Origin of the sequence: Arenibacter sp. S6351L, from assembly GCF_023016025.1 — a bacterium.
Taxonomy (GTDB): domain Bacteria; phylum Bacteroidota; class Bacteroidia; order Flavobacteriales; family Flavobacteriaceae; genus Arenibacter; species Arenibacter algicola_B.
In genome coordinates this window covers 173037-197464 of record NZ_JALKBB010000003.1, presented here as the reverse complement: position 1 = coordinate 197464, position 24428 = coordinate 173037, and the positions used below count along the sequence as shown (strand labels likewise).

The 24428-nt window shown below is 39.9% G+C and carries 18 protein-coding genes; 8 read left to right on the top strand and 10 right to left on the bottom strand.

The genetic code is table 11. The features are described from left to right. Positions 1 to 12 precede the first annotated feature (12 nt). Both MWU82_RS04215 and MWU82_RS04210 read left to right on the top strand, forming a co-directional pair. A complete protein-coding gene (locus MWU82_RS04215; protein WP_247095335.1) occupies positions 13 to 1857 on the top strand; it encodes an ATP-binding protein in 1845 nt (614 codons plus the stop codon). A gap of 105 nt (positions 1858 to 1962) precedes the next feature. Continuing rightward, positions 1963 to 2340 (top strand): hypothetical protein, encoded by a 378-nt coding sequence (locus MWU82_RS04210; RefSeq protein ID WP_247095333.1) that lies wholly within the window; start codon positions 1963 to 1965, stop codon positions 2338 to 2340. Positions 2341 to 2475: 135 nt separating this feature from the next. Here the strand turns inward: MWU82_RS04210 and MWU82_RS04205 are convergent, their stop codons facing one another. From MWU82_RS04205 to MWU82_RS04170, 8 genes are all read right to left on the bottom strand, one after another. After that, complete coding sequence (locus tag MWU82_RS04205; RefSeq protein ID WP_247095331.1) at positions 2476 to 3594, bottom strand: adenylate/guanylate cyclase domain-containing protein; 1119 nt, start codon at positions 3592 to 3594, stop codon at positions 2476 to 2478. Between the two features lie 372 nt (positions 3595 to 3966). After that, positions 3967 to 5430, bottom strand: coding sequence for a potassium/proton antiporter (locus MWU82_RS04200; protein WP_215949879.1), 1464 nt, complete (start codon positions 5428 to 5430; stop codon positions 3967 to 3969). Positions 5431 to 5604: 174 nt separating this feature from the next. Next, positions 5605 to 8946, bottom strand: coding sequence for a PVC-type heme-binding CxxCH protein (locus tag MWU82_RS04195; RefSeq protein WP_247095330.1), 3342 nt, complete (start codon positions 8944 to 8946; stop codon positions 5605 to 5607). A gap of 76 nt (positions 8947 to 9022) precedes the next feature. Next, positions 9023 to 9436 (bottom strand): cupin domain-containing protein, encoded by a 414-nt coding sequence (locus MWU82_RS04190; RefSeq protein WP_247095329.1) that lies wholly within the window; start codon positions 9434 to 9436, stop codon positions 9023 to 9025. 7 nt (positions 9437 to 9443) lie between these two features. Then, the gene (locus tag MWU82_RS04185; RefSeq protein WP_247095328.1) at positions 9444 to 10304 is read right to left on the bottom strand and encodes a phosphoenolpyruvate hydrolase family protein; all 861 of its coding nucleotides are present in this window, start codon (positions 10302 to 10304) and stop codon (positions 9444 to 9446) included. Positions 10305 to 10390: 86 nt separating this feature from the next. Then, positions 10391 to 11605 carry a Tm-1-like ATP-binding domain-containing protein gene (locus MWU82_RS04180; RefSeq protein WP_247095327.1) on the bottom strand — a complete coding sequence of 405 codons (1215 nt, stop codon included), beginning with the start codon at positions 11603 to 11605 and terminating at the stop codon, positions 10391 to 10393. 54 nt (positions 11606 to 11659) lie between these two features. Then, entirely contained in the window at positions 11660 to 12799 is a 1140-nt protein-coding gene (locus MWU82_RS04175; protein ID WP_247095326.1) for a glycerate kinase, read from the bottom strand. Between the two features lie 111 nt (positions 12800 to 12910). Further along, entirely contained in the window at positions 12911 to 13729 is an 819-nt protein-coding gene (locus MWU82_RS04170) for an alpha/beta hydrolase (RefSeq protein WP_247095325.1), read from the bottom strand. Positions 13730 to 14403: 674 nt separating this feature from the next. On the opposite strand from MWU82_RS04170, the gene MWU82_RS04165 reads away from it, so the two are divergent. Genes MWU82_RS04165 through MWU82_RS04145 form a run of 5 tightly spaced genes read left to right on the top strand, consistent with a single transcriptional unit; the run spans position 14404 to position 20249 of the window. Continuing rightward, positions 14404 to 15369 carry a D-2-hydroxyacid dehydrogenase gene (locus tag MWU82_RS04165; RefSeq protein WP_247095323.1) on the top strand — a complete coding sequence of 322 codons (966 nt, stop codon included), beginning with the start codon at positions 14404 to 14406 and terminating at the stop codon, positions 15367 to 15369. A gap of 38 nt (positions 15370 to 15407) precedes the next feature. After that, positions 15408 to 16220: an aldolase/citrate lyase family protein gene (locus MWU82_RS04160; protein ID WP_215949886.1), complete on the top strand. Its 813-nt coding sequence runs from the start codon at positions 15408 to 15410 to the stop codon at positions 16218 to 16220. Between the two features lie 55 nt (positions 16221 to 16275). Beyond that, positions 16276 to 18720 (top strand): hypothetical protein, encoded by a 2445-nt coding sequence (locus MWU82_RS04155; RefSeq protein WP_247095322.1) that lies wholly within the window; start codon positions 16276 to 16278, stop codon positions 18718 to 18720. Positions 18721 to 18723: 3 nt separating this feature from the next. After that, positions 18724 to 19686, top strand: coding sequence for a metallophosphoesterase (locus MWU82_RS04150; RefSeq protein ID WP_247095321.1), 963 nt, complete (start codon positions 18724 to 18726; stop codon positions 19684 to 19686). 50 nt (positions 19687 to 19736) lie between these two features. Further along, the gene (locus MWU82_RS04145; RefSeq protein WP_247095320.1) at positions 19737 to 20249 is read left to right on the top strand and encodes a MepB family protein; all 513 of its coding nucleotides are present in this window, start codon (positions 19737 to 19739) and stop codon (positions 20247 to 20249) included. 95 nt (positions 20250 to 20344) lie between these two features. Here MWU82_RS04145 and MWU82_RS04140 read toward each other — a convergent pair whose 3' ends face one another. Together MWU82_RS04140 and MWU82_RS04135 are read right to left on the bottom strand one after the other, a co-directional pair. Continuing rightward, positions 20345 to 22843, bottom strand: a complete 2499-nt coding sequence (locus tag MWU82_RS04140; RefSeq protein ID WP_247095373.1) for an FtsX-like permease family protein — start codon at positions 22841 to 22843, stop codon at positions 20345 to 20347. Between the two features lie 47 nt (positions 22844 to 22890). Then, positions 22891 to 23580 (bottom strand): ABC transporter ATP-binding protein, encoded by a 690-nt coding sequence (locus tag MWU82_RS04135; RefSeq protein ID WP_247095319.1) that lies wholly within the window; start codon positions 23578 to 23580, stop codon positions 22891 to 22893. Positions 23581 to 23711: 131 nt separating this feature from the next. Between MWU82_RS04135 and MWU82_RS04130 the strand changes: the two genes are divergently transcribed. Next, on the top strand, positions 23712 to 24341 hold the full coding sequence (locus tag MWU82_RS04130) for an arylesterase (protein WP_247095318.1): 630 nt from the start codon (positions 23712 to 23714) through the stop codon (positions 24339 to 24341). The last annotated feature ends 87 nt before the right edge of the window (positions 24342 to 24428 follow it).

The following is a 24428-nucleotide window of genomic DNA, read 5'->3' as shown; positions in this document are numbered from 1 at the left end:
ACCATTTAGGAAATGAACGACGATAAATACCTAGCTCCCCTGGATACTGCCATCTTTCAAAGGATCCGGAAGTGGTATTTATTGGCATTGGCCGCTATTGCCTTGAGTATCATTGTTGCCCAAATTCTTATCCAAAATCATTTAAATTCGCAATTGGATGATTCCAAAGTAATCAACATTGCGGGGAGACAAAGGGCCTACAGTCAAAAATTGACAAAAGAAGTACTTCTGTTAAAGGAAAGCTCGGAGGCTTCACAGCGGGCACAGGTTATTACTGAACTGGGTGAAACCCTATCGGTATGGAAGAACGCCCATCAGACATTGCAATTTGGTGATATGGCCATGGGTATTTCACAGGCAGAAAAAGAGGAGGTAAAAGTCCTTTTTGAAAATATAGACCCGCACTACAATGCTATGGTTAGTGCAGTAGAGCATATTTTGAGTGATTATAAGGAAAATGGAAATTCCATTCCAAATCAGTCGAATATTGATGCCGTCCTAAAAAACGAAAGTGCCTTTTTGGCGATGATGGATACCATTGTCAATAAATATGATGCCCTTAGCAAAACACATCTACAAAATTTAAAATTCAAGGAGTATCTCTTATTGGCATTTTCACTATTGATATTGTTGTTGGAGATATTTTTCATCTTTAAACCTCTTTCCGTACAAATTAGAAATACCATCAAAAATTTGATGATCACCCAAAAGAAATCTGAGGAAAGTGCGCAGGAAATAAAAAAACTTTTCAATGAAAAGGAAAAATCACTTCAGGAATTACAAGAACTAAATTTCGTGATAGACAATGCCGCCCTTTTCGCAAGCGCCAAGCAAGATGGCCATGTTGTCTTTATAAGTAAAAAGTTCAATGAACTCCTTGGGCGTAACGATCAGGATGTAAATAAGCCATTGTACGAAATGTTGACCACGGATGAAGGGCAACAACAATATTTGATGGAAGTATTGAAAAGCAATAGAAAGAATATAAGGACCGAGGAAATAAAGATAAAAACAACCAAAGGTGACTCGTTATGGTTGGATATGTCCATTATTCCAATGCACCAATCTGCCCAACAGTCTATTTTAATTTTGTGTTCCGATATTACTGAAAGGAAAAAGAATCAATTGAAAGTTGCCCAATTGACGAAAGAAAATTATGAGGAGACCATGAGGCAAAAGCAGTTGCAGGCTAGCCAGATTGTAGAAGGTCAGGAAGAAGAGCGTAAAAGAATTGCCAAAGATATCCACGATGGCATTGGACAAATGCTAACGGCCTTGAAGTTTAATATAGAATCGATCAATCTATCCAATAAAGAAAAAACGGCCGAAAAGATAGAATACATAAAAAGTCTTGCCAGTGATTTGATCAAAGGGGTTCGCACGGCCACCTTTAACCTCACCCCTCCTGAGCTGAGTGATCATGGTATATTTCCCGCTTTGCACAAAATGACCCATGAACTCTCCAAGCTTACCGGTAAAAATATACTTTTCGAAAACAAGACAGAGGAGAACATTCGTTTTAATTCCTTGGCAGAAACCAATATTTATCGGGTAGTACAGGAAGCGGTGAATAATGCCATAAAATACGCCGAGGCCAATTATATTTTGGTTACCATTAATTATAATGACAATGTTTTAAGTGTAGTCATCGACGATGATGGCAAAGGCTTTGACGATTCCATATTGGGAAAGGTACCCAAAAATACAAGCGAAGGAGGAATGGGACTTTTCTTTATGAAGGAGAGAATGAACTATATCAACGGGCGTCTTTTTATTAATTCCATTCCGGGTAAAGGTACCAGAGTAACCATTAATTATAAAACGGATAGTGGGGAATTAATGGCCGCAGAGGAATAATTTTTGCCCAAATCCAGACTTTTCTTTAGGTTGTATCGACTTGGCAACTAAGGCAAAGTAATGGAACCTATAGCAAGGGAAGAAGTTATTTAAACCAAATCTAGTATGAAAATAAGGATAAAAGGAAACTCAATACGCTATAGACTAACCAAGTCAGAGGTAGCAACATTTTGTGACGTTGGATTCTATGAGGAGCAGACAGAGTTTAAGGAATACATCTTTAAATATGTATTGCGGAGCAAGGAGAATATTTCCCATCTGGAAGCCGATTTTAAAAACGACACCATCATTATGTACCTTCCCGAAAAGGATAAATTGGTTTGGAAAAAAAGTGATCGTGTTGGATTTCAACATACCATGGCCTTGGAAAAGGGCAAGGAGCTATTTCTACTTTTGGAAAAGGATTTTGTCTGTTTGGATGAAACCATAGAAGATCAATCCGATAATTACCCTAATCCTTTGATGGACAAAAAAGAGGTGTAATAACTTATACGGACCAAATTATAGGATCGCTGTACGCCATAATGTTGGACAGGGGAAATATTAATTCTTGTTGGTAAGCGAATATGGTTTTATACACCTAAAATTGATTATTCCATCTTTAATTTCTACCAATATTTAAACTTGTGCAATTGTGCTTAGTACGATTTTATTTTCCTTGCCCCTTAAGCTTATTTCCCCTATGGGGATATTGATATATTTTCCACTAAGTTGTAACAACTGCAACAAGGTGTTTGAAATTAAAATTTTAACATTGAAATAATTGCATAGGTCTTGCACTCGGGAAGTGGTGTTAAGGACATCTCCAGAGTAAACAATTTCTTTTTTGATTACGCCAATTTCGCCTACCGTGGCCTTACCTATATGCATTCCTGCCTTAAAACTTGGTACTACGCCATACTTATTAAGATATTTTAGCTGTTTTTCTTGAATCTTGTTTTCTATTCTAAAAAAGCTCATCAAACAGTTGTTGTTTTTTAATCCTTTTTCCATTGGCCATGTAATTACCACTTCATCCCCAACATATTGATAAATTTCACCATCACTTTCTACAATGGGCGTAGAAATGTCGTAATATACTTCTTTGAGCATTTCAAAAAACAACTTGCTTTCCATTTTCTCTGCTATGGTGGTAGCCCCTTTTAAATCCAGGAACATAAATATGCGTTCCTCTTCCTTGGGACTATTAAAGTGTCCTAAAATAAATCTCCATAGAATTCCTTTCCCTAGTATTTCATTTATATTGGACATAAACTGTGTTATAGACACAAGTATTCCCCATAGCACTATTGAAACAAAAAACGACATCGCCTTTATTTTAGGGCTCAAGGTATTTAGGGTATGGAAGAAGGCTATGTCAACATCCCATAAAAATAAATTATAGGCATAAAGTATTACAAAAATGCAGGAAAACAATGTGAGGTAGGAAATAACAAATAGTAGTCCGTATCCCAATACCCCATACTTTAAAAGTCGCTGCTTATTTTTATAGGGCATATCCGCTACAAGGATAAACCCACCAACTATACCACTAAGGGTATGAATGTGCAGAGAATTAAAAAATCCGGGCCAAAACTCATAGGTGCCGGAAAGTTTTTTTAATTCTATTAAATTACTGACATTGGAGTATTCGTTTACGTAAAGGAGAAATTGAATAAGTATCCAGCAAACCGCAATAGTAATAATCTTATGCATATTTATTGCACCGGGTTTGTAGGAGTTAAGTTGCTTATTCATTTTTTGCCCTCTTTAATTATCGTTCCATACCAAATTATTTGCCCAGACTCTGGCTACGTCTATTAAGTACTGGAGTTATCCAATTAAACCTTTCCAGACATTTAAAGTTTCAACATATTGTGGGACATTTTTTATCTATGTCTCCCAGAGTATTCATGAGCACATAATTAAATAAAAACCTTTAGGATTTCTGAATAGTACCAGGAACCTATATAAATTAGATGTTCCCATGTCACAATATTTTGGTGCAAATTTCGTGGAGATATAGGTATGCTGCAATCACATAAGTATGTGGTAATTACCTTATAATTCTAGTATAGGAAACAAAACGGGTTATGAAGGAGATAGCATGGAAAAATTTGAAAAATTGTACTAATTTATCCTAAGGGTTTTGTATACTTCGTCTATGATTCTTTGTTGATCGGCAAGAACAATTAAGGTGTCGTCGCTTTTAATTTCGGTGGATCCGTTTGGGGTAATATACTTGTCCCCTCTTTTGATCATGGCAATTATGGCATTCTTGGGGAAACCCAATTCAACAATTTTTTTGTTTGCCGCATAGCAATCAGTGCCTACAGCAATTTCTCTCATAATTGTCTTGGGGTTTTCGGAAAACAAGAGATCTGTTGTTGTTAATCTTTTTGCTTTTTCCGGTATGGCAACTCCCAGCCATTTAGCTACAATGGAGAGTGTAGTTCCTTGAATTAAAATAGAGGTTACCGAGATAAAGAACACAATATTAAAAATCATATTTGCCTTGTCTATTCCAGCTAAAAGAGGGTAAGTAGCAAATACGATGGGTACTGCTCCACGTAATCCGACCCATGAAATGTAAAATCGTCTTTTCATCCGCATTTTGAAAAAGATCAGACTAAGAAATACACTAAGAGGCCTGGCTACAATAATGAGGAATAACGAAATAAGTAAGCCTATTCCTATATACGGAATAATTTGTGAAGGAAATACCAGTAAGCCCAAGGTTAAGAAGAGTACAATTTGCATTAACCAAGCCAGCCCATCGAACATTTTTAGAATAGTTTTCTTATGTATCAAATCCTGATTGCCAAGATATACAGCACATATGTAGATGGCTAGAAATCCATTTCCACCAACAAAGTCGGTTGCAGAAAATGTAATAAACATGAGTGCTATTGCCAATACGGGATAGAGCCCTTCAAAGTCGAGTTTAATACTGTTGATTATATATTTACTCAGTTTTCCAAAACCGAAACCTGCTGCTCCACCTAAAATCATTTGTTGTAAAAATAAAGGTATAATGGAAAATATGCTTTGGTCCTGATGAATTACCAGTGTCAAGAAAGCAAGGGTCAATACATAGGCCATAGGGTCGTTACTACCACTTTCCAATTCCAAGGTAGGTCTAAGATTGGTTTTTAAGGCGAGACTTTTGGATCGCAAAATGGAAAATACCGCAGCCGCGTCCGTGGAGGATACAATAGAACCCAGCAGCATACTTTCGTATATGGTGAAGTCGGTTATCAACCAAACAAAGGTGCCCAAGGACAGTGCAGTAAGTAAAACGCCCAAGGTTGAAAGGACCAGACCTTCCTTAAGAATGGGCTTAACTGCTTCCCAGTTGGTGTCCAGTCCCCCGGAAAACAAAATAAAATTAAGGGATACAATTCCAATAAATTGGGCAATTTTGGGGTCGTCAAAACGTATTCCCCCAATGCCATCGGAACCAGCCAACATTCCAATAGCCAAAAAGAGCAACAGGGTGGGGACCCCAAATTTGTAGGAAGTCTTACCAACAACTATACTTATAAAAAGAAGTATTGAACCGACTAAGACTATATTTTCTATGGTTAAATTCATTATGCCGAACTAAATTGTATTTCCGTAAAAATAAGGGTTCTTATTAAAGATTGTAATAAAAATCGAATATTGATTTAAATCCACAGTATTATAGATTTCACCTATAATATTCTTCCGTGCTCTTGAACCCCACTTTAGTCACTGATAATGTCTGAATTACGATTTTTTTCTATACTAGTTTTCTACCCAATCCGCGCTATTTTTTAAAATAGTTTGATAGGCCTTGTGCCCGTGGGCCCTTTCATCATGCCCTAAAGTATTCCCGACAATTTTCGCCTTTGGATGTTTTACGATCCATACCGTGGGATATTCTTCTCCGGATTTTAAGCCTCTACTTACCGCTAGAACCTCTATTTCAGCTTCGGGATCCTTTTCCCATCGGTACAATTCGTCCACGATCCTGAATTTGGAGGGTACGCCTTTCATTATGGGATGATCGGGCTTTAGGACCCTTACTTCAAATTCCTGTAGATCTTCATGGGACCTGGATCCCCCGCCAACCAAGGTTTTGTTGTATTCCGGCCAGTCCTCCCAATTATACCAGGTACTTGGATGGTAGATGAGCATATTCATTTTCCCCGCGTTTACACGGGACATAATGGTATTTCTGGTATTTTTGTCCAAAGGTTTGTTGTTGCTAAGTAATAGCACATCTGTAGTTGGAAGCAAGGTTCCCAATTCCATTGAATTCTCGGTATAGATTACTGTGTTTTTCCCACCTTCACTAAGGATTTTTCCATCTGCTATACCAAAAAACTTAAGGAAGTCATGGGAACCACCACCGCCCATTGCGGAAATTTTATGGGCATCCTTATTTTCGGAAATGTAGGACCCTGGGGCTGTTACTACGATTACGCCCTGCATCATTCGCCAATGCCCTGGAAAAGTACAGACATAGGGATATATTCCCGGAGTGTCCGGAAGTTTAAAAATTACGGACCCTGTAACCCCTGGTGTCAACATATCCGTTGCACCCAGCACATATCTTGATTTTGGCACATAGCCCATTTTTTCAGCATCGGGGTTCTTCAAAAACCCATCTACCATGGCCCCAAAAGTATCCAGACTACCGGGTTGGATGACTACCAAATTATGGGACATCTGATCTTTGTTGTTCAAGACAATCTCTATTGTTTGTCCGGCAGTGGCGTGAAGTGTCTTTTTATCATAAGCCATTTCCTGATTTACCGTATTGAGTACAAAGGTTACATCGGCCTTAATTTTGCCCACCTTGCCTATACCTAAGTCAATATGTTGATTTCCACCAGTATTAACACAGTGAACGGCAATTAAATTCTTGCCTTTCTTGAATAATTCACCTTTCTCCTTGTCCAGTTTTATGTATTTATAAGATTCACTGGAACCGGTTTCCGATATCATAAGTTGACCATTGACATAAATTTCATAATCGTCGTCATGGGCTATTTTAATAACAGGTTCCGTAATTTCATCATTAATGATCACTTCTTGCCGCATCCAAATATCAGAGCTGCTCCAAGGAGTGCTCACCTGTTTCATATTGTCGCCTCCAAATTTGGCAGCGCCCTTTTTCCAATCGGAATCATCGAATTCCAATTTCGTCCAGTTATCGGCAGGCTCGACAGTAGTATAATTCCATGTAGATTTTTTTTCTTCCGCCGAGGGTATTACCATAACTACTGTTGAAGGATCTACCTCTTGGAAGTTCAATTCCCTGAAATAAATTTTTATAGCAGCATTGAGCCATTTGTCAGAAGTACTGGCCGTATCTTGGGATAACCTTTCTATTTCGGCATATAAGGCGTTGGATTCTGGCAATTCCCCCGCACGAAGTACCGTAGCAAGCTTGATCTGTGCGTCAGTACTACTTAAAAGGCCTGATTGCGCAAGGATTTCACTACTTTCTTTGGTTGAAGGCAATAAGGCCAGTGCGGCCCTTTTAACCCCATAGGGACTACTGGTCAATGCTTTTTCGACCACTTCGTTGGCGGCGGCATTGGAGCCGTTGAGTGCGCCTAGGCCTTTTAAAGTCCATAGGGCATGTAAGGCACCGGTATTGAGACCACTTTTATCAATATTGTTATGGTCTGCTGCCAATTTGATCAAATCCGGAATAAGGGATACTTTTTTATTTTCTACTATAATACGCTGAGCAGTAGTTCTCCAGAACATATTGTCGCTTTTTAGGGCCTTCAGAAGTTCCCTATCATCCTCGGGATTCAAAGAAGTGATATCCGGATCATCAGCATCTTCATGGGTAATTTTGTAGATCCTACCATGGCCATAATCGCGCAAAGGATTTTTATGGGCGTTGCCCTCTCCCTTATCCGCGTTCCAGATCTGGTTGTCCATTCCACGCTTATCGGGGTTATGCTGGATTACGGGGTTATACCAGTCCGCTACCCATAAATTCCCATCTGGCCCGGTCTCTGTGAAAACTGGTGCTGTCCAAGCATCGGTACTGGCAAAAATATTGCCACCATCGACCTCTTTGTACCCTGCCCCATCCTTGACTATTTTTGCAATATGCACCAAATGACCGGTAGGTTCGCAAACATACATTTGATTTTGATAGGCCTCCGGGTAGTTTCGCGCGGTATAGAAATTGGCCCCAGCAGCTGCTGTATAACCCCCACGGACATCTACCTGTTGTAGCGGAATGGTACCTACAGGGGTAATTTCATAGTGCCCTTGGATAAAATCGGCATTGACCGCCCAAGCCGGTAGTTTATTTAAATAATTGTAGTGTTTTATGGGAATCCCAACATAACAACAATGGTTATTGTTGGCGGTAGAACCAAATATCTCAAAATTCTCGTTAAAACCAAGTCCCCAGGTGTTGTTGTTAAATTGCCCTACAGGTTCAAAATAGGAACCATCCTTGGCAAATTTGTAAACGCCCATTTTAAATTCTACAGGCTTGCCCTGAAACTGATTTTCGAAACCGGAATAACCTACGGAACCCCATATCATGTTATCAACCCCATAACGCAGATTGGATGGCCCTGCATGAGTGTCCCAAGTTCCAAAACCTTCGAACAGAACCGTACTCTTATCCATTTTGTCATCCCCATCGGTATCTTCCAAAAAAACCATATTGGGAGCTTGCGACACAATTGCCCCACCTTTTACCAAGGTTATTCCCGTTGTTAGATTTTGCTCGGTAGCATAATCGGTAAATTTATCGGCCTTGCCATCCCCATTGGTATCTTCGCAGATGGTAATCCTATCACCACCAACATCATTGGCCAGTCCATGTGGATAATCCTTGGACTGTACCACCCACAGTCTGCCCCTTTCGTCCCAAGTAAAGGCGATGGGGTTAATAATATTGGGCTCTGCGGCATATAACTCTGCTTTGAATCCTTCCGGAAGCTGAATATGCTTTTGGGAATCCTCAGGACTTAATGGATCCTGAACCCTTGGATTCTCCCCAGAGTAGGTCAACGGAGGGGGCGGTTCCTTTTCCCCGGAGCAGCTGCATAAAAGGACTATTCCACACAATAACATTGAAAGGTAAGCGGTTACATTTTTCATTTTCAAAATTTTATATTATAAATTACTACAGCCAAATGCAAATGAGATAGCTTCAAGAAAAAGATTAAATTTTAGATCATTCGATCCGTGGACGATATTCTGAATAAGGTGCATTTTCACTTACATCCACAGTACCCGCTTCCCATCCTTCCGGAGGGGATAGGATAGCCAAAAACTCCAATTCCCCTTGTCCGGCATTAAAAGTACTGTGTGCAACATTGGCACCGATGTAAACGGAGTCACCTACCTCCAATAATTGCATTTCATCCTCTATCCATTGTTCAGCCGTACCTTTAAGTACATATAGAATTTCATGCATTTCGGGGTGAACGTGAAAGTTGTGTCCCCCTCCTTCCGGCATCACTACCTTTACCATATAGGAGTCGGCCTGTTTTATAATTTCGGGATGATAATGCCAATGATGATCCCGCCCGAAGGCCCTTTCGAACATCTGATCTTTTTCTTTGACAAATTTCCAATTCCTTTCCATAAACAAACTATAGGGTCAGTGCTTTGAACTCTTTGGTCAAGTTGGTCAATGACTGTTCTATCCCCATTCTCTCCAAGGACGATGCGCCAACAAAGCCGTGAAGACCGTTGCAGTGTTCCAAAACGTATTTTACATCGGCAGGGGTATTTATTGGTCCGCCGTGCGCCAATAAAAATGCGTTGGGATTTGCTTTCTTTACAGCATCAACAATTTTTTGGGTGCGCTCCAGGGCATCGTCCATAGATGCGGAAGCATTGGTGACTCCTATAGATCCTCCAACTGTAGTCCCTACATGTGCAATTATGGCATCGGCACCCACATCGGCCATTTGTACGGCCTCTTCCGGTTTACCAACATAAACTATAGAAAATAGGTCCATTTTAGTGGCCAAATCTATCATATCCACTTCTTTTTGAAAACTCATTCCGGTTTCTTCAAGAACATTTCTAAAATGACCATCAATGATGGAATGTGTTGGGAAGTTATTTACCCCGGAGAATCCCATATCCTTTACTTTTCCCAAGAAATGCCACATCCTTCTTCGGGGATCACTTCCATGCACACCGCAGATAACAGGAATTTCCTCCACCACGGGCAAAACCTCAAATTCCCCTATTTCCATGGCCACGGCGTTGGCATCCCCATAGGCCATCATACCTGCCGTTGAACCATGTCCGGACATTCTAAACCTGCCCGAGTTGTAGATAATGATTAAATCCGCGCCTCCTTTTTCTATGAATTTGGCACTGATCCCGGTACCGGCACCGGCCGCAATAATGGCTTTATTTTGATTTACTACTGCTTGTAATCTATCTCTAACTTCTTGTTTTGTGTAGGGGTTTCCTTTCCCTGTCCATGGATTTGGCATAATTTCCTTTTTTGTTTTGATTAGTTGATTTTGGTTAATATTCCTATTCGATTGTCCTTCGACTGAATCGATTTGTTATCGACATTCTAATCTTTCATTATTTCTAATAAGGATTTTACGGCCTGCACCGCAAATTCCTCAGTATTTATATTCGACTGAACTTCAATTATCTTTATATTTTTTTTGGTATTGCTTTTAATGGAATTAAATAATTCCCGGTCTATTTCCGGATTGTGAAATACTTCTCCAACCCCTCCAATTTTGGATATCCCTCCCATTGGGAGTAGTACTGTCACTGGGGCCAAGGATTTGTTGAGTTTTTCGGCCATTATTTTTCCTAGAATTCTGTTTTCTTCCTCATTGGTTCTCATAAGGGTTACATCGGGAGCCCAGCTGAATAATTGTCGGTCCTTATATATTTTTGGTACGGTATCCATGGGGCCAAAGTTTACCATATCCAAACATCCGGGTACTACAACTTGGGGAATTCCTGTTTTGGAAGCAGCGGTTAAACGGTCCGGTCCTGCACTACATATTCCACCGCAAAGTTCATCTGCCAATTCGGTGGTGGTAATGTCCAATATGGCATCAAAGTAACCATCCAATGTTAATCCCTCCATGGTCTTGCCTCCAACACCAACGGAATGGAATGCCAACACCTCAAATCTTTTGGATTTCAATAATTCAGAACATTTGTCCACACAAAGGGAAGTGTTTCCAAAAACACTAATGGCTATGGATTTCTCCCTCTTATCGTTATTTGATGCCGAGGTCTTCATCATCCCGGTAATCGCCGCCGCCGCCTGACGAATTACTACTTTACTAACGCTATTTAGTCCGGCGACATCTACAATGGAAGGCATAAGTGTAATGTCCTTACTCCCAATATGTGCGGACAAGTCTTTCGTAGCCAATGTGCTAATACATAATTTTGGATAACCAAATGGTAAAACCTGCATAGCTTTTAGAGCTATAAAAGTACCGCCGCCGCCGCCCATGCCAATTACGGCATTCACTTTATTCTGGGAAAAAAGATCTTCAATTATACTTGCGGCACCAATTCCCATAACTTCAATAGCCCTACCACGGTCTTTTTGGGCACGTAACCCGAATAATGTAATTCCACCTCTTTTGGCTACCTCTTCAGCCTCAAAATGTACAGGGAATAAGTCAGTAGAGCCCATTACACCTGTATTTATGGTAACTACGTTTACCCCGTGCTGTATTAAGCAAGTATATAGATATCCAAAATCCTCACCTTTGGTATCGAAGCAACCAACCATAATAATACTTCTTTCCAATGATGATTGTTTATAGTGTTCCAAAGTCTTTGTTGTTATATAAATCCGTTGATCTTAATCCTTATTAAAACACATAATGGCGGACATTACATTTTTGGTACAGTCCTGAATTAACACAGGGGCTTGGTTTATAGCCTCCTTTAAATCCATAGGTTGATTTACTATGGAAAATACGGCACTGACACCTATGTTATATATTTCTTCAATTCCCTCCCCTATTTTTCCAGTAAGCACAATTACAGGTACCTCATGTTTTTTTGCCATTGCAGCAATCCCTGAAATAGTTTTGCCATGCAGGGTTTGTCCATCTATTTTACCTTCGCCGGTAAAGACCAGGTCGGCTTGTTTTATAAATTCTTCAATTTTTATGGTCTGTAGAATTAATTCTATTCCATTTACCAGTTTGCCGTTCAAAAATGCCATTAATCCGGCACCGGTGCCACCAGCAGCTCCTGCTCCGGGAATCTCGGAAACATCTATATTAAGGGTGGCCTTAATTTTATTGGCATAATGGGCAAGGTTACTATCCAAGAACTCCAAATCTTGCTTACTACCGCCTTTTTGGCCACCATAAACCATGGAGGCACCATTTGCACCGGTAAGGGGATTGGATACATCACAGGCAACGATTACCTCGCAATTTTGAATTCTTTTATCAAAATTGGACAAGTCAATGCTCTTCAACCTTTCTAAACTTCCACCTCCCTCAGGAATCTCTTCACCATTATCATCCAAGAAGGTGGCTCCCAGTGCCCTGACCATTCCAGCTCCCCCATCATTGGTGGCGCTTCCACCGATACCGATAATTATCTTATTACACCCCTTATTTAACGCATCCTTTATCAATTGTCCCGTACCAAAGGTTGTACTTATAAGAGGGTTCTTTTCATGTTCTTTAAGCAATTCCAATCCAGATGCCTTGGCCATCTCAATAACGGCTGTTTTTCCATCCTTCAAAATACCGTATTCAGCTTTTAATTGACGCATAAGGGGATCCATTGCGGAAACTGATATTCTACGGCCACCAACCCCATTTATAAGCGCTTCAAGTACGCCTTCACCCCCATCTGATATCGGGATTTCAAAGATTTCTGCATTAGGTATTATCTTTCGAATTCCTATGGCTATATGGGTGGCCACTTCCTGCGCTGATAAACATTCCTTAAAAGAATCAGGGGCTATTACGATTTTCATTATATGCTGATTGGCTCCAGGTTATTTTTTTGACTCATAAATACAAGGGAATAATGTACAAAATATTGGCACGTGAAAAATTATATCCATTTTTTAAAATATCAAATCTTTCTAGTCCACATTCGATTTGGATTTTATAAAATCAACCAATAAAGGAAATGCCGGTCCCGTCATATTATGTCCGTAACCGTCCATTTCGTAAAGGGTAATGTCCTCATGGCCGGCAACTTTCAACATCCTATAGAAATAGGCATTCTCCTCATAACGCCCCAGCATCTCTTTTTCCCTATCTCCGGTAATTAATAAGGTAGGTGGTGCATTTTTTCTTACATGGTATAGGGGCGCTAGTTTGTCAATAATAGGTTGTTCTCCCGGAATACCTTGTTCCTTTCTTATCGTAAAATGGGTAATGGTATGACCACTAAAGGGCACTAGTCCTGCGACCAGATCGGAATCTAAATTGTATTTCTTAAGCCAGCTTTTATCCATAACGGCCATTAAGGCCAAGTAACCTCCTGCTGAATGTCCGGAGACAAATATCTGACTGGGATCGCCATTATAACGTTCAATATTTTTAAATACCCAAGCAATGGCTGCGGCAGCATCGGCAATACAGGTTTCGGCCTTTATATTTGGGGAAAGCCTATACCCTACTCCGACCACACAAAATCCTTTATCCTTTAAAGCAGATGGTATTTCCTTTTGACCAGCAGTTAAACCTCCTCCATGAAACCAGATAACCACCGGGACTTTGTGATCCCCTTCAGGATAATAGACATCCAACAGACTTTTTTCTTTCATATACGAAGTTTGATCTGCCGTTTGGGAATCGTAGTAATATACGTTTTCTACAGTCTTATAACTAAGGGCCTGAGCATTGGCATACAGTGGCAATACTGCCACAAACATGTAAATTACTAGATTTCTCATGGCTTAACTTCAGTTTAGGTTGGTTATATGGTTATGAATATTCCTCTAATATCATAAAAACAGATTAAAAAAATTATCCTTTTCTCTGTAAATAACAATAATAGATTCAGAATTGATACTTTTTGGACCGGAAATGAATCATTTTGAAGTAATTCAAGATTGTAAGGTGTTATCCCTATAGGAATAAACGAATTGATTAAACCTTGTGGCGTGCAAGCCCATCATCGATTATATAGCGGGAAAGTCAATATTTAATCTGAATTGGATAAAATATAGGCTAGTATACCCTCACTATATATTTTATATTTGTAGGAAACACAGGGTGTTCTTTGATAGGTTCGTTGTATTGATTAGGCTTAAATAAGACTAAAAAAAGTGTAATTAGTGCAGGCAACAATTTAATCATCCTTGACCTTTGGCTGTATATTTTATTGGACAATTGATGGGCGTTTCGGTAAATACGCTTGTATCGTACAAAAAATAATATTATTTAATAAAATAATTAATAACCAGTTATTTGGTTCTATTTACCTAAATGTATAGTTTATATCAAAATTGGTTGTTGGGCGGAAATAAAAAGTAATTTCTCTCTTAACTTTAGGTTCAAAAAAAAGCTTTGGGACCATTTTTGTGAAGTAATAATTATCGATAATAAATTAATTAGTGAATAAGATATGAAAATTGTTATTCTAGACGGATACACTTTAAACCCAGGAGATCTTAGTTGGGAGAAGCTTAAAAAATATGGAGAACTTACTATCTATGACCGAACGGAATACGAAAACGGTAAAATTATTGAAGCCATAGGAAATGCAGAGATTATTTTTACCAACAAAACACCTTTGCCCAAAGAGGTTTTGGATAAAGTACCTTCGTTAAAATATATTGGGGTGTTGGCCACAGGCTACAATGTCGTTGATGTGGATGCCGCCAAAGAATTAGGTATTGTGGTCACTAATGTACCCAGTTATGGAACAACGGCAGTGGCGCAGATGACCATGGCCCTCCTCTTGGAAATGTGCCATCATGTAGGAGATCATAATCGTGCCGTTAAGGAAGGAGAATGGTCCAAGAGCAAGGACTTTTGTTTCTGGAACTATCCGCTTATAGAATTGGATGGCAAAACAATGGGCATTATCGGTTTTGGGAGAATAGGACAAGCTACGGCCAAATTGGCCCAGGCATTTGGAATGAATATTTTGACTTCTGGGAGTAGAAAGAAACCTGAACTGGAGAGCAATACGTGTAAACAGGTCGATATGGATGAACTCTTGGCTAAATCGGATGTAATAAGTTTACATTGTCCACTTACCCCGGAAACCGAAGGTATTATGAACACTTCCAATATTTCTAAAATGAAGGACGGAGCCATGATTGTAAATACCTCTCGCGGACAATTGATCGTTGAGCAAGATTTAAAAGAAGCTTTGGACAATGGAAAATTGGCCGGTGCGGCCCTAGATGTAGTTTCTAAAGAGCCTATTGATAGGGACAATCCATTACTAAAAGCCAGTAACTGTATCATAACCCCGCACATTGCTTGGGCCCCAAAAGAGTCGAGGAATAGATTGTTGAATACGGCCCTTGAAAATTTAGAAGCTTTTATAAAGGGGAACCCGATAAATGTGGTAAATAATTAATCATATATCACTGTACAAGGAACACTAAATACTAACCAATGCCATTTAACCTCAAACAAAAACTAAGCAACAACCAAAATATCTACGGGACCTGTATTCTTTCTACTTCCCCTATTTGGTCCAAGGTAGTAAAGGGCACTGGCTTGGATTTTGTTTTTCTGGACACCGAACATGTTCCCTTGGACAGAACGGAGCTTACCTTTCTATGTCAGGTGTATAGCGCTCATGGTATGGATCCAATTGTTCGTATACCAAGTCCTGACCCCTATGCGGCATGTATGGCCAAAGATGCAGGGGCTGTTGGGGTCCTGGCCCCATATATCGAAAATATAGGTCAAGTACAACAAATAGTAGGTGCTACCAAATATAGACCCTTGAAGGGTGAGCGACTTCAAAATGTGCTTACCGGAAAGGAAGAATTATCAACAGTATTAAAATCTTATTTGCAGAACTTCAATCAGGACAGTTTGTGTTTGATAAACATAGAGAGTACCATAGCGGTTCAGAGATTGGACGAGCTTCTTAGTGTACCTGGTTTGGACGGCATCGTTATAGGTCCTCATGATCTTTCCATAAATATGGGTCTACCGGAACAATATGATCACCCCGATTTTGAAAAGGCGGTGAAAGAAATAATACACAAGGCAAGGGGAAAAGGGCTTGCTGCAGGAATACATTTTCCCGCCCATCCGGAGTATCAGATAAAATATGTCAAGGAAGGTGCCAATATTGTTTTGCACAGTTCGGATATGCGACTTTTTAGTCAAAAACTTTCTGAGGATCTTAATAACATTAAAAAGGCAGTAGGCGATAGCCACAATTTGTCAGCCGGCAGCGAGTTGGCCATATAATAATACAGTTAACATATATTAAATGTCTCATAATTAGATAATTAAATTAATTTATATGAACAGAATTTTTAAACTATCCGCATTCTTAATTCTGTTTGTTTTCATTAATCCATCTGTCCTTTTTGGACAAATGATCGATTTGGGTAACGCTAAAATAATCAGCTTGGAGAAGAAGGATCTCCTGGTCCTAAATGCCATCACTATTTTACAGGAGGAAATAAGCAAAAGGAGTAGCATTGCATTGTCTAAGGGAAATAAAATACCAAAACAAGCCCAAAGTGCTATTGTTATTGGACTTGAAAAGGAACTTGATAAATTACCATTAGGATACAGGCAGTACCTGGCCACTATGCCAGAAATAAAGGCGGAAGGTTATAAAATAGTAGTAGTTCCCAAAAGAAATGTAGTCCTCGTGGTAGGGAAGGATTCCAGAGGTGTGCTATATGGGGTCGGAAAGCTTTTAAGAAAATTGGAGATATCCCAGGGACAAATTTTACTGCCTTCTGGTCTGAATATAGCTTCCAGTCCGGCCTTTCCAATACGGGGTCACCAATTGGGATATAGACCAAAAACCAATTCCTATGACGCATTTTCTGTGGAACAATTCGATAATTATATAAGGGATCTGGCAATATTTGGAGCAAATAGTATTGAAATAATGCCTCCCCGCACCGATGATGACTTCACTAGTGTACATATGAAGATCCCGGCAATTGAAATGATAGCGGAACAATCTAAAATCTGTGATAAATATGGCATGGATGTTTGGATGTGGTATCCCAATTTAGGGTCGGACTATACAAGTCCCGATTCCTTGAGGTTGGAAATTGAGGAGCGCCGCCAGGTATTCAAAGCCGTGCCCAGATTGGATGCCCTATTTGTCCCGGGTGGGGATCCCGGGGATCTGGAGCCGGATGAATTGTTCAATTGGCTGGAAAAGGAAGCCCAAGTGCTGCACGAATACCATCCAAATGCCAAAATATGGGTTTCTCCTCAGGTTTTTAGGCCCACCAATGCCTGGTTCGAAAGCTTTTATGAGCATGTAAACAAAGAGTACCCTTGGTTTGGTGGTATTGTATTTGGACCGTGGATAAAAACGCCGATCAAAGAAATTAGGGAGCGCCTAAATCCGGGAATTCCTATAAGAAGATACCCGGATATAACCCATAGTCTGAGCAGTCAATATCCTAAACCACATTGGGATTTGGCCTATGCCATTACCCTAGGGAGGGAGTGTATTAATCCTAGGCCTAATGACCAAAAAATAATCCATAATGCCTTTGACCAATATGCACAGGGAAGTATAAGTTATTCCGAAGGTACCAATGATGATGTAAATAAAATGATATGGAGCGACCAGGATTGGGACCCCGAAACACCTGTTATGGAAACTTTACGGGATTATGCGCGCTATTTTATTGGTCCTAAATATACAGAGACTGTGTCCCAAGGATTAAAGGCCTTGGAAAGAAACCTTCAAGGTCCCCTACTTACCAACGATGGTGTAATTAGAACCTTGCAGCAGTGGCAGGATCTGGAAAAAAATGCAACAAAGGAAGTTTTGGGTAATTTTCGTTTCCAAATGGGACTCATAAGAGCTTATTTCGACGCTTATCAATACAGAAGGTTGATTTATGAGACAGAATTGGAAATGAAGGCGAGGGAAATATTGTCTGCTGCTAAATCTTTGGGGCCAGTTAAAGCAATGGAGGAAGCCAAGGCGACCTTATATATGGCGAAGTTGCAACCTGTTATGCCCGAATGGAAAAATAGATGCCATACCTTGGCCGATGATCTATTTGAAAGTATAGGCGCCCAATTAACGGTAGAAAAACACTTTGCCGCTGCTGGGCGAGGAAATTTTATAGATAATATTGATGTTCCCTTGAACGATGGTATGTGGCTGTTGGACCAGCTTTCCATAATCGAAAAGCACGGGGATGAAGCCGATAAATTACAAGCAATAGCCAATTTATTGGAGCGGAATAACCCGGGTCCCGGTGGATATTATGATAATTTTGGGACAGCAGGAAGTTGGAACAGGGTAGTTTCCAATTATAGCTATGAAGAAGACCCAGGTGGGTTGAAATCGCCAAGGGTCGGTTTTGGGGTTGGCCTGAGAGGTGAAGAATGGGTACACGAGATAACGGCGGTAGGCTTTGACGGCCATACTACTCCCCTATCTTGGATGAACCAAGTTACGGCCCTATATGACGAACCTTTAAAAATGGTGTACCCCGATTTGGATCCCAATGGCTCCTATTTAATTAAGGTAGGTTATACAGGGCGATTTCGTTCAAAAATTAAATTGATGGCAGAGAACATAATGATACACGACTACATCACCACCGGAGACCAGCCCATATACGAGTTTAAAGTTCCTGCCAATGCTTTAGAGGACGGAATTCTGGAACTGGAATGGAGCTGTGGAGAGGGGGAACGGGGATCCCAAGTTTCCGAAGTTTGGATTATAAACCAAGATGAATTAAAGAAAAAGTAAGTCATGGAGGACAAAAAGAAAAACATGGATGGCAGAAGAAAGTTCTTGCTTCAATCGGGCTTGGCTGCTGTAGCCATACCCTTTACACAGATGTCCTGTGAAAGTTCAAAGGAAAAGCAAGTAATAAAAGAAAATGAGGATGCGTTTGAATTTGCTTTTCTAACGGATATACACATAAAACCGGAAATGAATGCACCCAAAGGGTTTCAAATGGCCATAGACAAGGTAAATGAATTGAATCCAGATTTTGTAATTACAGGAGGGGATCTTGTATATGACACCATGCGCGGTAACTATGAACAAAGTGAATCATTGTTCACCCTCTATAAAGAGATGAGCAAGGGCTTTAATATGCCAGTTTATAACTGTATCGGCAATCACGATCTTTTTGCTATCTATGAGGAAAGTCCGGAATCTGAAGATCATCCCGATTATAAATACGGAATGTGGGAAAGACACTTTGGGGATACTTACTACTCGTTTGATCATAAAGGCTGGCATTTTATAACCTTGAACTCCTTGGATGTAACCGAAAACAAAAGATATCAGGGTATCTTTCATGAAGAACAGTTGGCATGGCTAAAGGAAGATATAGCAAAAGTGGATACAAACACCCCCATTATCATTACTACCCATATACCTATGATATGCACCTATTCCCAACTAAACGGCAGCGATGGTAGTAGAACGGTCAACAATGCTTCCGATGTATTTAAGATATTGGAAGGCCATAATTTAAAACTGGTTCTACAAGGTCATATTCATTGGAAGGAATACGGATTCATTAATGACCGATTTCATTTTTTAACGGGAGGCTCCATTGCAGGGAACGGTTGGAAAGGAAGAAGGCACAATACCAAGGAAGGCTTTGTTAAAATTAAGATAAGTGGAAACGATTTTTCATGGGAATATGTGGATCATGGTTGGGAAGCCGAAAGACTTAAATTAGCGGAAAACAATATTTAATATATAAAAATGTTTGCTAAATTGGTTGCATTTTGAGGCAAAATATCAAAATGAAGATTAGAACAAATACGGATTTTATTACTATTATTGAAGAGGTCTATACACCTTGCGGCCTAACGGTATCAAACTATGTACTGGATAAGGAAAGTAAAGAATATGAAGCCTCCTCATTTCAATTGAATGGGTTACGGGTTATATCAAGAAAGGCTAAAATCACTCCAAAAAAAATAGGACAATTCGTAACCTTGTGGAAAAGAAGTGCGAATGGCGAAACAACTCCTTATGAAGAGACCGATAAGGTAGATTTATTCGTAATAAATATCCAAGAAGGACCACATACAGGTCAATTTATATTTCCTAAAGCCGCCCTAATACAAAAAGGAATAGTATCCCATTATAAAAAAGAAGGGAAACGAGGTTTTCGGGTTTACCCCCCTTGGTCCCGACCTACCAATAAAACAGCACAATCTACCCAAAAATGGCAATTGGAATATTTTTTGGAGTTAAGGCAACACTCAAAAACGGACCTCGACAAAGCTAAAGTCCTTTATCTACTTAAGTAAAAATAATTAAGGGATAAACAGACCGTTGTTTTCTTTGGTCATCTCCCTCTTAATTATTCAATTTAAACAGAATAAATAGATCGTAAAGATTTTCGCTATCTGGCCTCCTTCCGTAAAACTTCCAATGGTGGACTTTTTATAACACTTCTGCTATTTGTTAAACCTATCAATAAGACCAACAAAGTAATTCCTGGGAACAGTACCAGAAATGGAAATAGGGATGGCGTAAAAGCTGATTCAAATACGAAAAAAGCTAGTAACTGACTACTTACCAAGGATAGCAAAATTCCAGATAAACCTCCCAAAATACCCAAATAAAGGTACTCCAAGGCGACTATTTTAAGTATTTGGTTACTCTTGGCACCAATGGTCCTTAGCAGCACGCTTTCACGTATTCGCTGATATTTACTGGTCCTTACGGCACCCATTAGCACTATTATTCCAGTAAGGATGCTAAAAAATGCCATAAAATTAATAATCCATGAAATTTTGTTCAACAAGCCCTCAATTACCACCAAGATTTGCCTTATATCCAGAATGGATACATTGGGAAATACCCTAACCAATTCCTTCTGCAACTTTGCCGATGCATTTTCATCGGGTACATTGGTGGTAAGCACTGTAAATTGCGGAGCCTCTTCCAAAATACCCAAAGGAAATACAATGGAAAAGTTTAGTTGCATCCTGCCCCAATCCACCGTTCTTATACTGGCCACAACAGTATTCATAATTACCCCCTGTACATTAAAGCTTAGCTCGTCCCCCACTTCCACCTTGGCATCCCTAGCAAAATTATCGCTCACGGAGATAGGTATTTTCTCCCTAGAAGTTACTTTTGGAACCCATTCCCCAAATTCCAATTTTTCGGAGGCGATAAGGCTATCCCTATAGGTTACCCTAAACTCATGGTTCAATATCCAGGAGTTTATTGTGGAAGTTGTATCCTTTCTTATCTCGTTTACCGACTTGCCATCTATGCTGTTGACCCTCATCGTAACAATCGGGATATCCGTCAATACAGGATGACCGTCGCTCCGTATGGTATTGGCTACGGCTTCTTTCTGTTCGGTTTGAATATCCAGAAGAATTATATTGGGGCTATTGGCATCTGTTCCCATGGAAGATTTTGCCAACAAAAAGTCTTTGGTAAAATATAGGGTACTGATCAAAAAGGTGCCTATACCAATAGCCAAGACCAAGGTCAAGGTTTGGTTCTGCGGTCTAAAAAGGTTCGATAAACTGTGACGGGCAGTAAAACCCCAAGAAGTTGGAAAATATTTTTTTATTGCCTTCATGGCCAATGCGGACCAACCGGCCATTATGGCAAAGGTAACTACTATGCCGGCAACAAAAGACAAGGAATATTTCCAATCCTTTAATAACCAATATGAAAAAAGAAACAAGAAGCTTAAAATAGCCAAAGAGACCAAAATAAGACCCCGCCTAGACCTTGACCTATCCACTTCCTGTACCCTTAAAGCTTGAAGGGGCGAGACATACAAGGTTCCCATTAGAGGGTAGAGTGCGAAAAGGACGGACATGAAGAGACCTAATAGAAGTCCCATGGCTATTGCCTTCGGTGTCAAGGACAATTGTACATCTACCGGTAACAGGTCCCCTAGAAGTAATGGGAATATTTGCTGTAGAATTATACCAAATACGGTGCCTATAGCTCCTCCCAACAATCCAAGCACTGCAATTTGCAGTAGATAAATTAAGAAAGTTTGTTTTTTTGTTGCTCCCAAGCATTTAAGAACAGCCACCGATCTCAATTTTTCCTTTATATAAATATTGATGGCACTTGCAATTCCAATACAACCGAGAAGGAGGGCAATAAAAGCGACCAGATTAAGAAATTTTCCAAAATTTCCATATCTGCGACCCAAATTGGCACTCGTAGAGGTATGGGTATCCAAATCGGCACCTTCGGCATCCAATATGGGATCCAATTTTTTATCCAGTATATCTAGATCTGTATCTGGCTGGAAGAAATAGAATTCGTAATCTAACCTACTGCCCTTTTGTATCAATCCTGTTTCTTTAATAAACCTGTAGGGAATCACCACGGGAGGCGCCACAGAACTGAACAGCCCAGAGCTACCCGGTATCGATTTTAGTGACCCGGCAATTGGAAAGGTAACTTCCCCTATTTTAATACTATCTCCGGCTTGTAGGTTATACTGCAGCATAACTGTGGCATCTACCAAAGCTCCACCATTTTGTTGGTAGTTATCTGCTGCTGCTAAGGGTATGGTCTCCGGTATACCATAAAAAGGAAAACCGCCTTCAATTCCACGAACTTGTACCAATTTGGAAGCTCCTGTTTTTGGGAAAGCAGCCATGGAAGGAAAATTTATTTCTTTAGCATTGGCCCCGCCAAGGGAATCCATTATTCCCAGAACCTTTTCATTTGGTGGATTCCTACTATCGATTATAAAATCGGCCCCCATTAAGGATTTGGACTGTAGGGAGATATTTTTTTTAAGATTATCGCCAAAAGATTGGATAGAGACTACCGCTGCAATCCCCATAATAATTGAAGCCATAAAAAGAAAAAGTTTCCTTTTACTTGCTTTTCCATCGCGCCAAGCCATTTTTAGCAGCCATTGAAACCCGGACTTTGAATTGAAATTATGTTCGTTCACAATGCCGTTGTTTCTTGGTTGGCAATAATTCTACCACCCTTTAACCTTAATATATGTTTTGTTTTGGCTGCCAATTCCAAATCGTGGGTAACTATTACCAAGGTGGTGCCTGCATCAGCATTAAGTTGAAAAAGTAATTGTATCACCTTTTCCCCTGTTTCAGCATCTAAATTACCGGTAGGCTCATCGGCAAATAATATGGAAGGATTGTTGGAGAATGCCCTGGCCAAGGCAACGCGCTGTTGTTCCCCACCCGAGAGTTGGGATGGATAATGATGGAATCGATTTTGAAGACCTACCTTGTCCAATAGTTCCATTCCATTCTTCATAGCGTTTTTATCTCCCCTTAATTCCAGCGGAATGGCCACATTCTCCAAAGCGGTAAGTGTTGGTAGTAGTTGAAAATCCTGAAAAACAAATCCTATATTCCTATTGCGTAGTATGGCCCTCTCATCTTCGTTTAAACTTCCTAATTCAGTTCCGCACAAGGTCACCGTACCCGAATCCGGTTGATCCAGACCTGCACATATACCAAGCAATGTAGTTTTTCCGCTTCCAGAAGGGCCTACAATGGAAAAAGTATCCCCTTCCTCCACATCAAAAGTAATATCTTGCAATACCGTAAGTTTTTTAGAGCCACTCGTATAGATTTTCCCTAAATTGTTTACGTTTAATATCTTTGGCATATAATTTATATTTCAAGGTTTTCCTAAGTAGGCAAAATACTGAAATGATTTTGATTTTAATCCAATATCCCATGCGAACCTTGTTAAGATTTTCTTATTTATTATTTATTTTTTTTACTTCTTGCGGAAATATGGCAACCAAGAAGGCCGATGCTGGAGAAAAAGAGGAAAATGCTATTGAAAACAAGATTGAGGAAAAGAACCAAAGTAAGGTAATTTTGTTTTTTGGAAATAGTCTTACTGCAGGTATGGGCCTTGACCCCAATGAAGCTTTTCCCGCTTTGATACAAGATAAGATAGATTCCCTGCAACTGTCCTATAAAGTAGTTAATGCCGGTTTAAGTGGGGAAACAACGGCCAGTGGAAAAAATAGGCTTGGCTGGGTACTTAATGCCGATATAGAGGTTTTTGTTCTGGAACTTGGGGCCAATGATGGTCTACGTGGCATATCACTGGAAGAAACCCGTGGGAACTTACAGGAAATTATAGATGTGGTGCAACAAAAAAATCCCAATACGACCATTATTCTGGCTGGAATGCAAATTCCCCCCAATATGGGCCAGGATTATACTAGCGAATTCAAGGATATATTTCCAGACCTTGCCAAAAAGAACAATATTGGTCTAATTCCATTCCTTTTGGAGGATGTGGCAGGAGATCCAGAACTAAATCAACCTGACGGTATACATCCCACAGCCGAAGGACAAAAGATTATAGCCAATAACATATGGCCTATAATTGCTAAAATTATTACTGAGTGATGTCGATATAGCCTTTTTAAGAAGACCCTATCTGCCTTTTATTGAATTTTCTGTCTACATATTGAATCGCTGGGAAGTAATAAATCA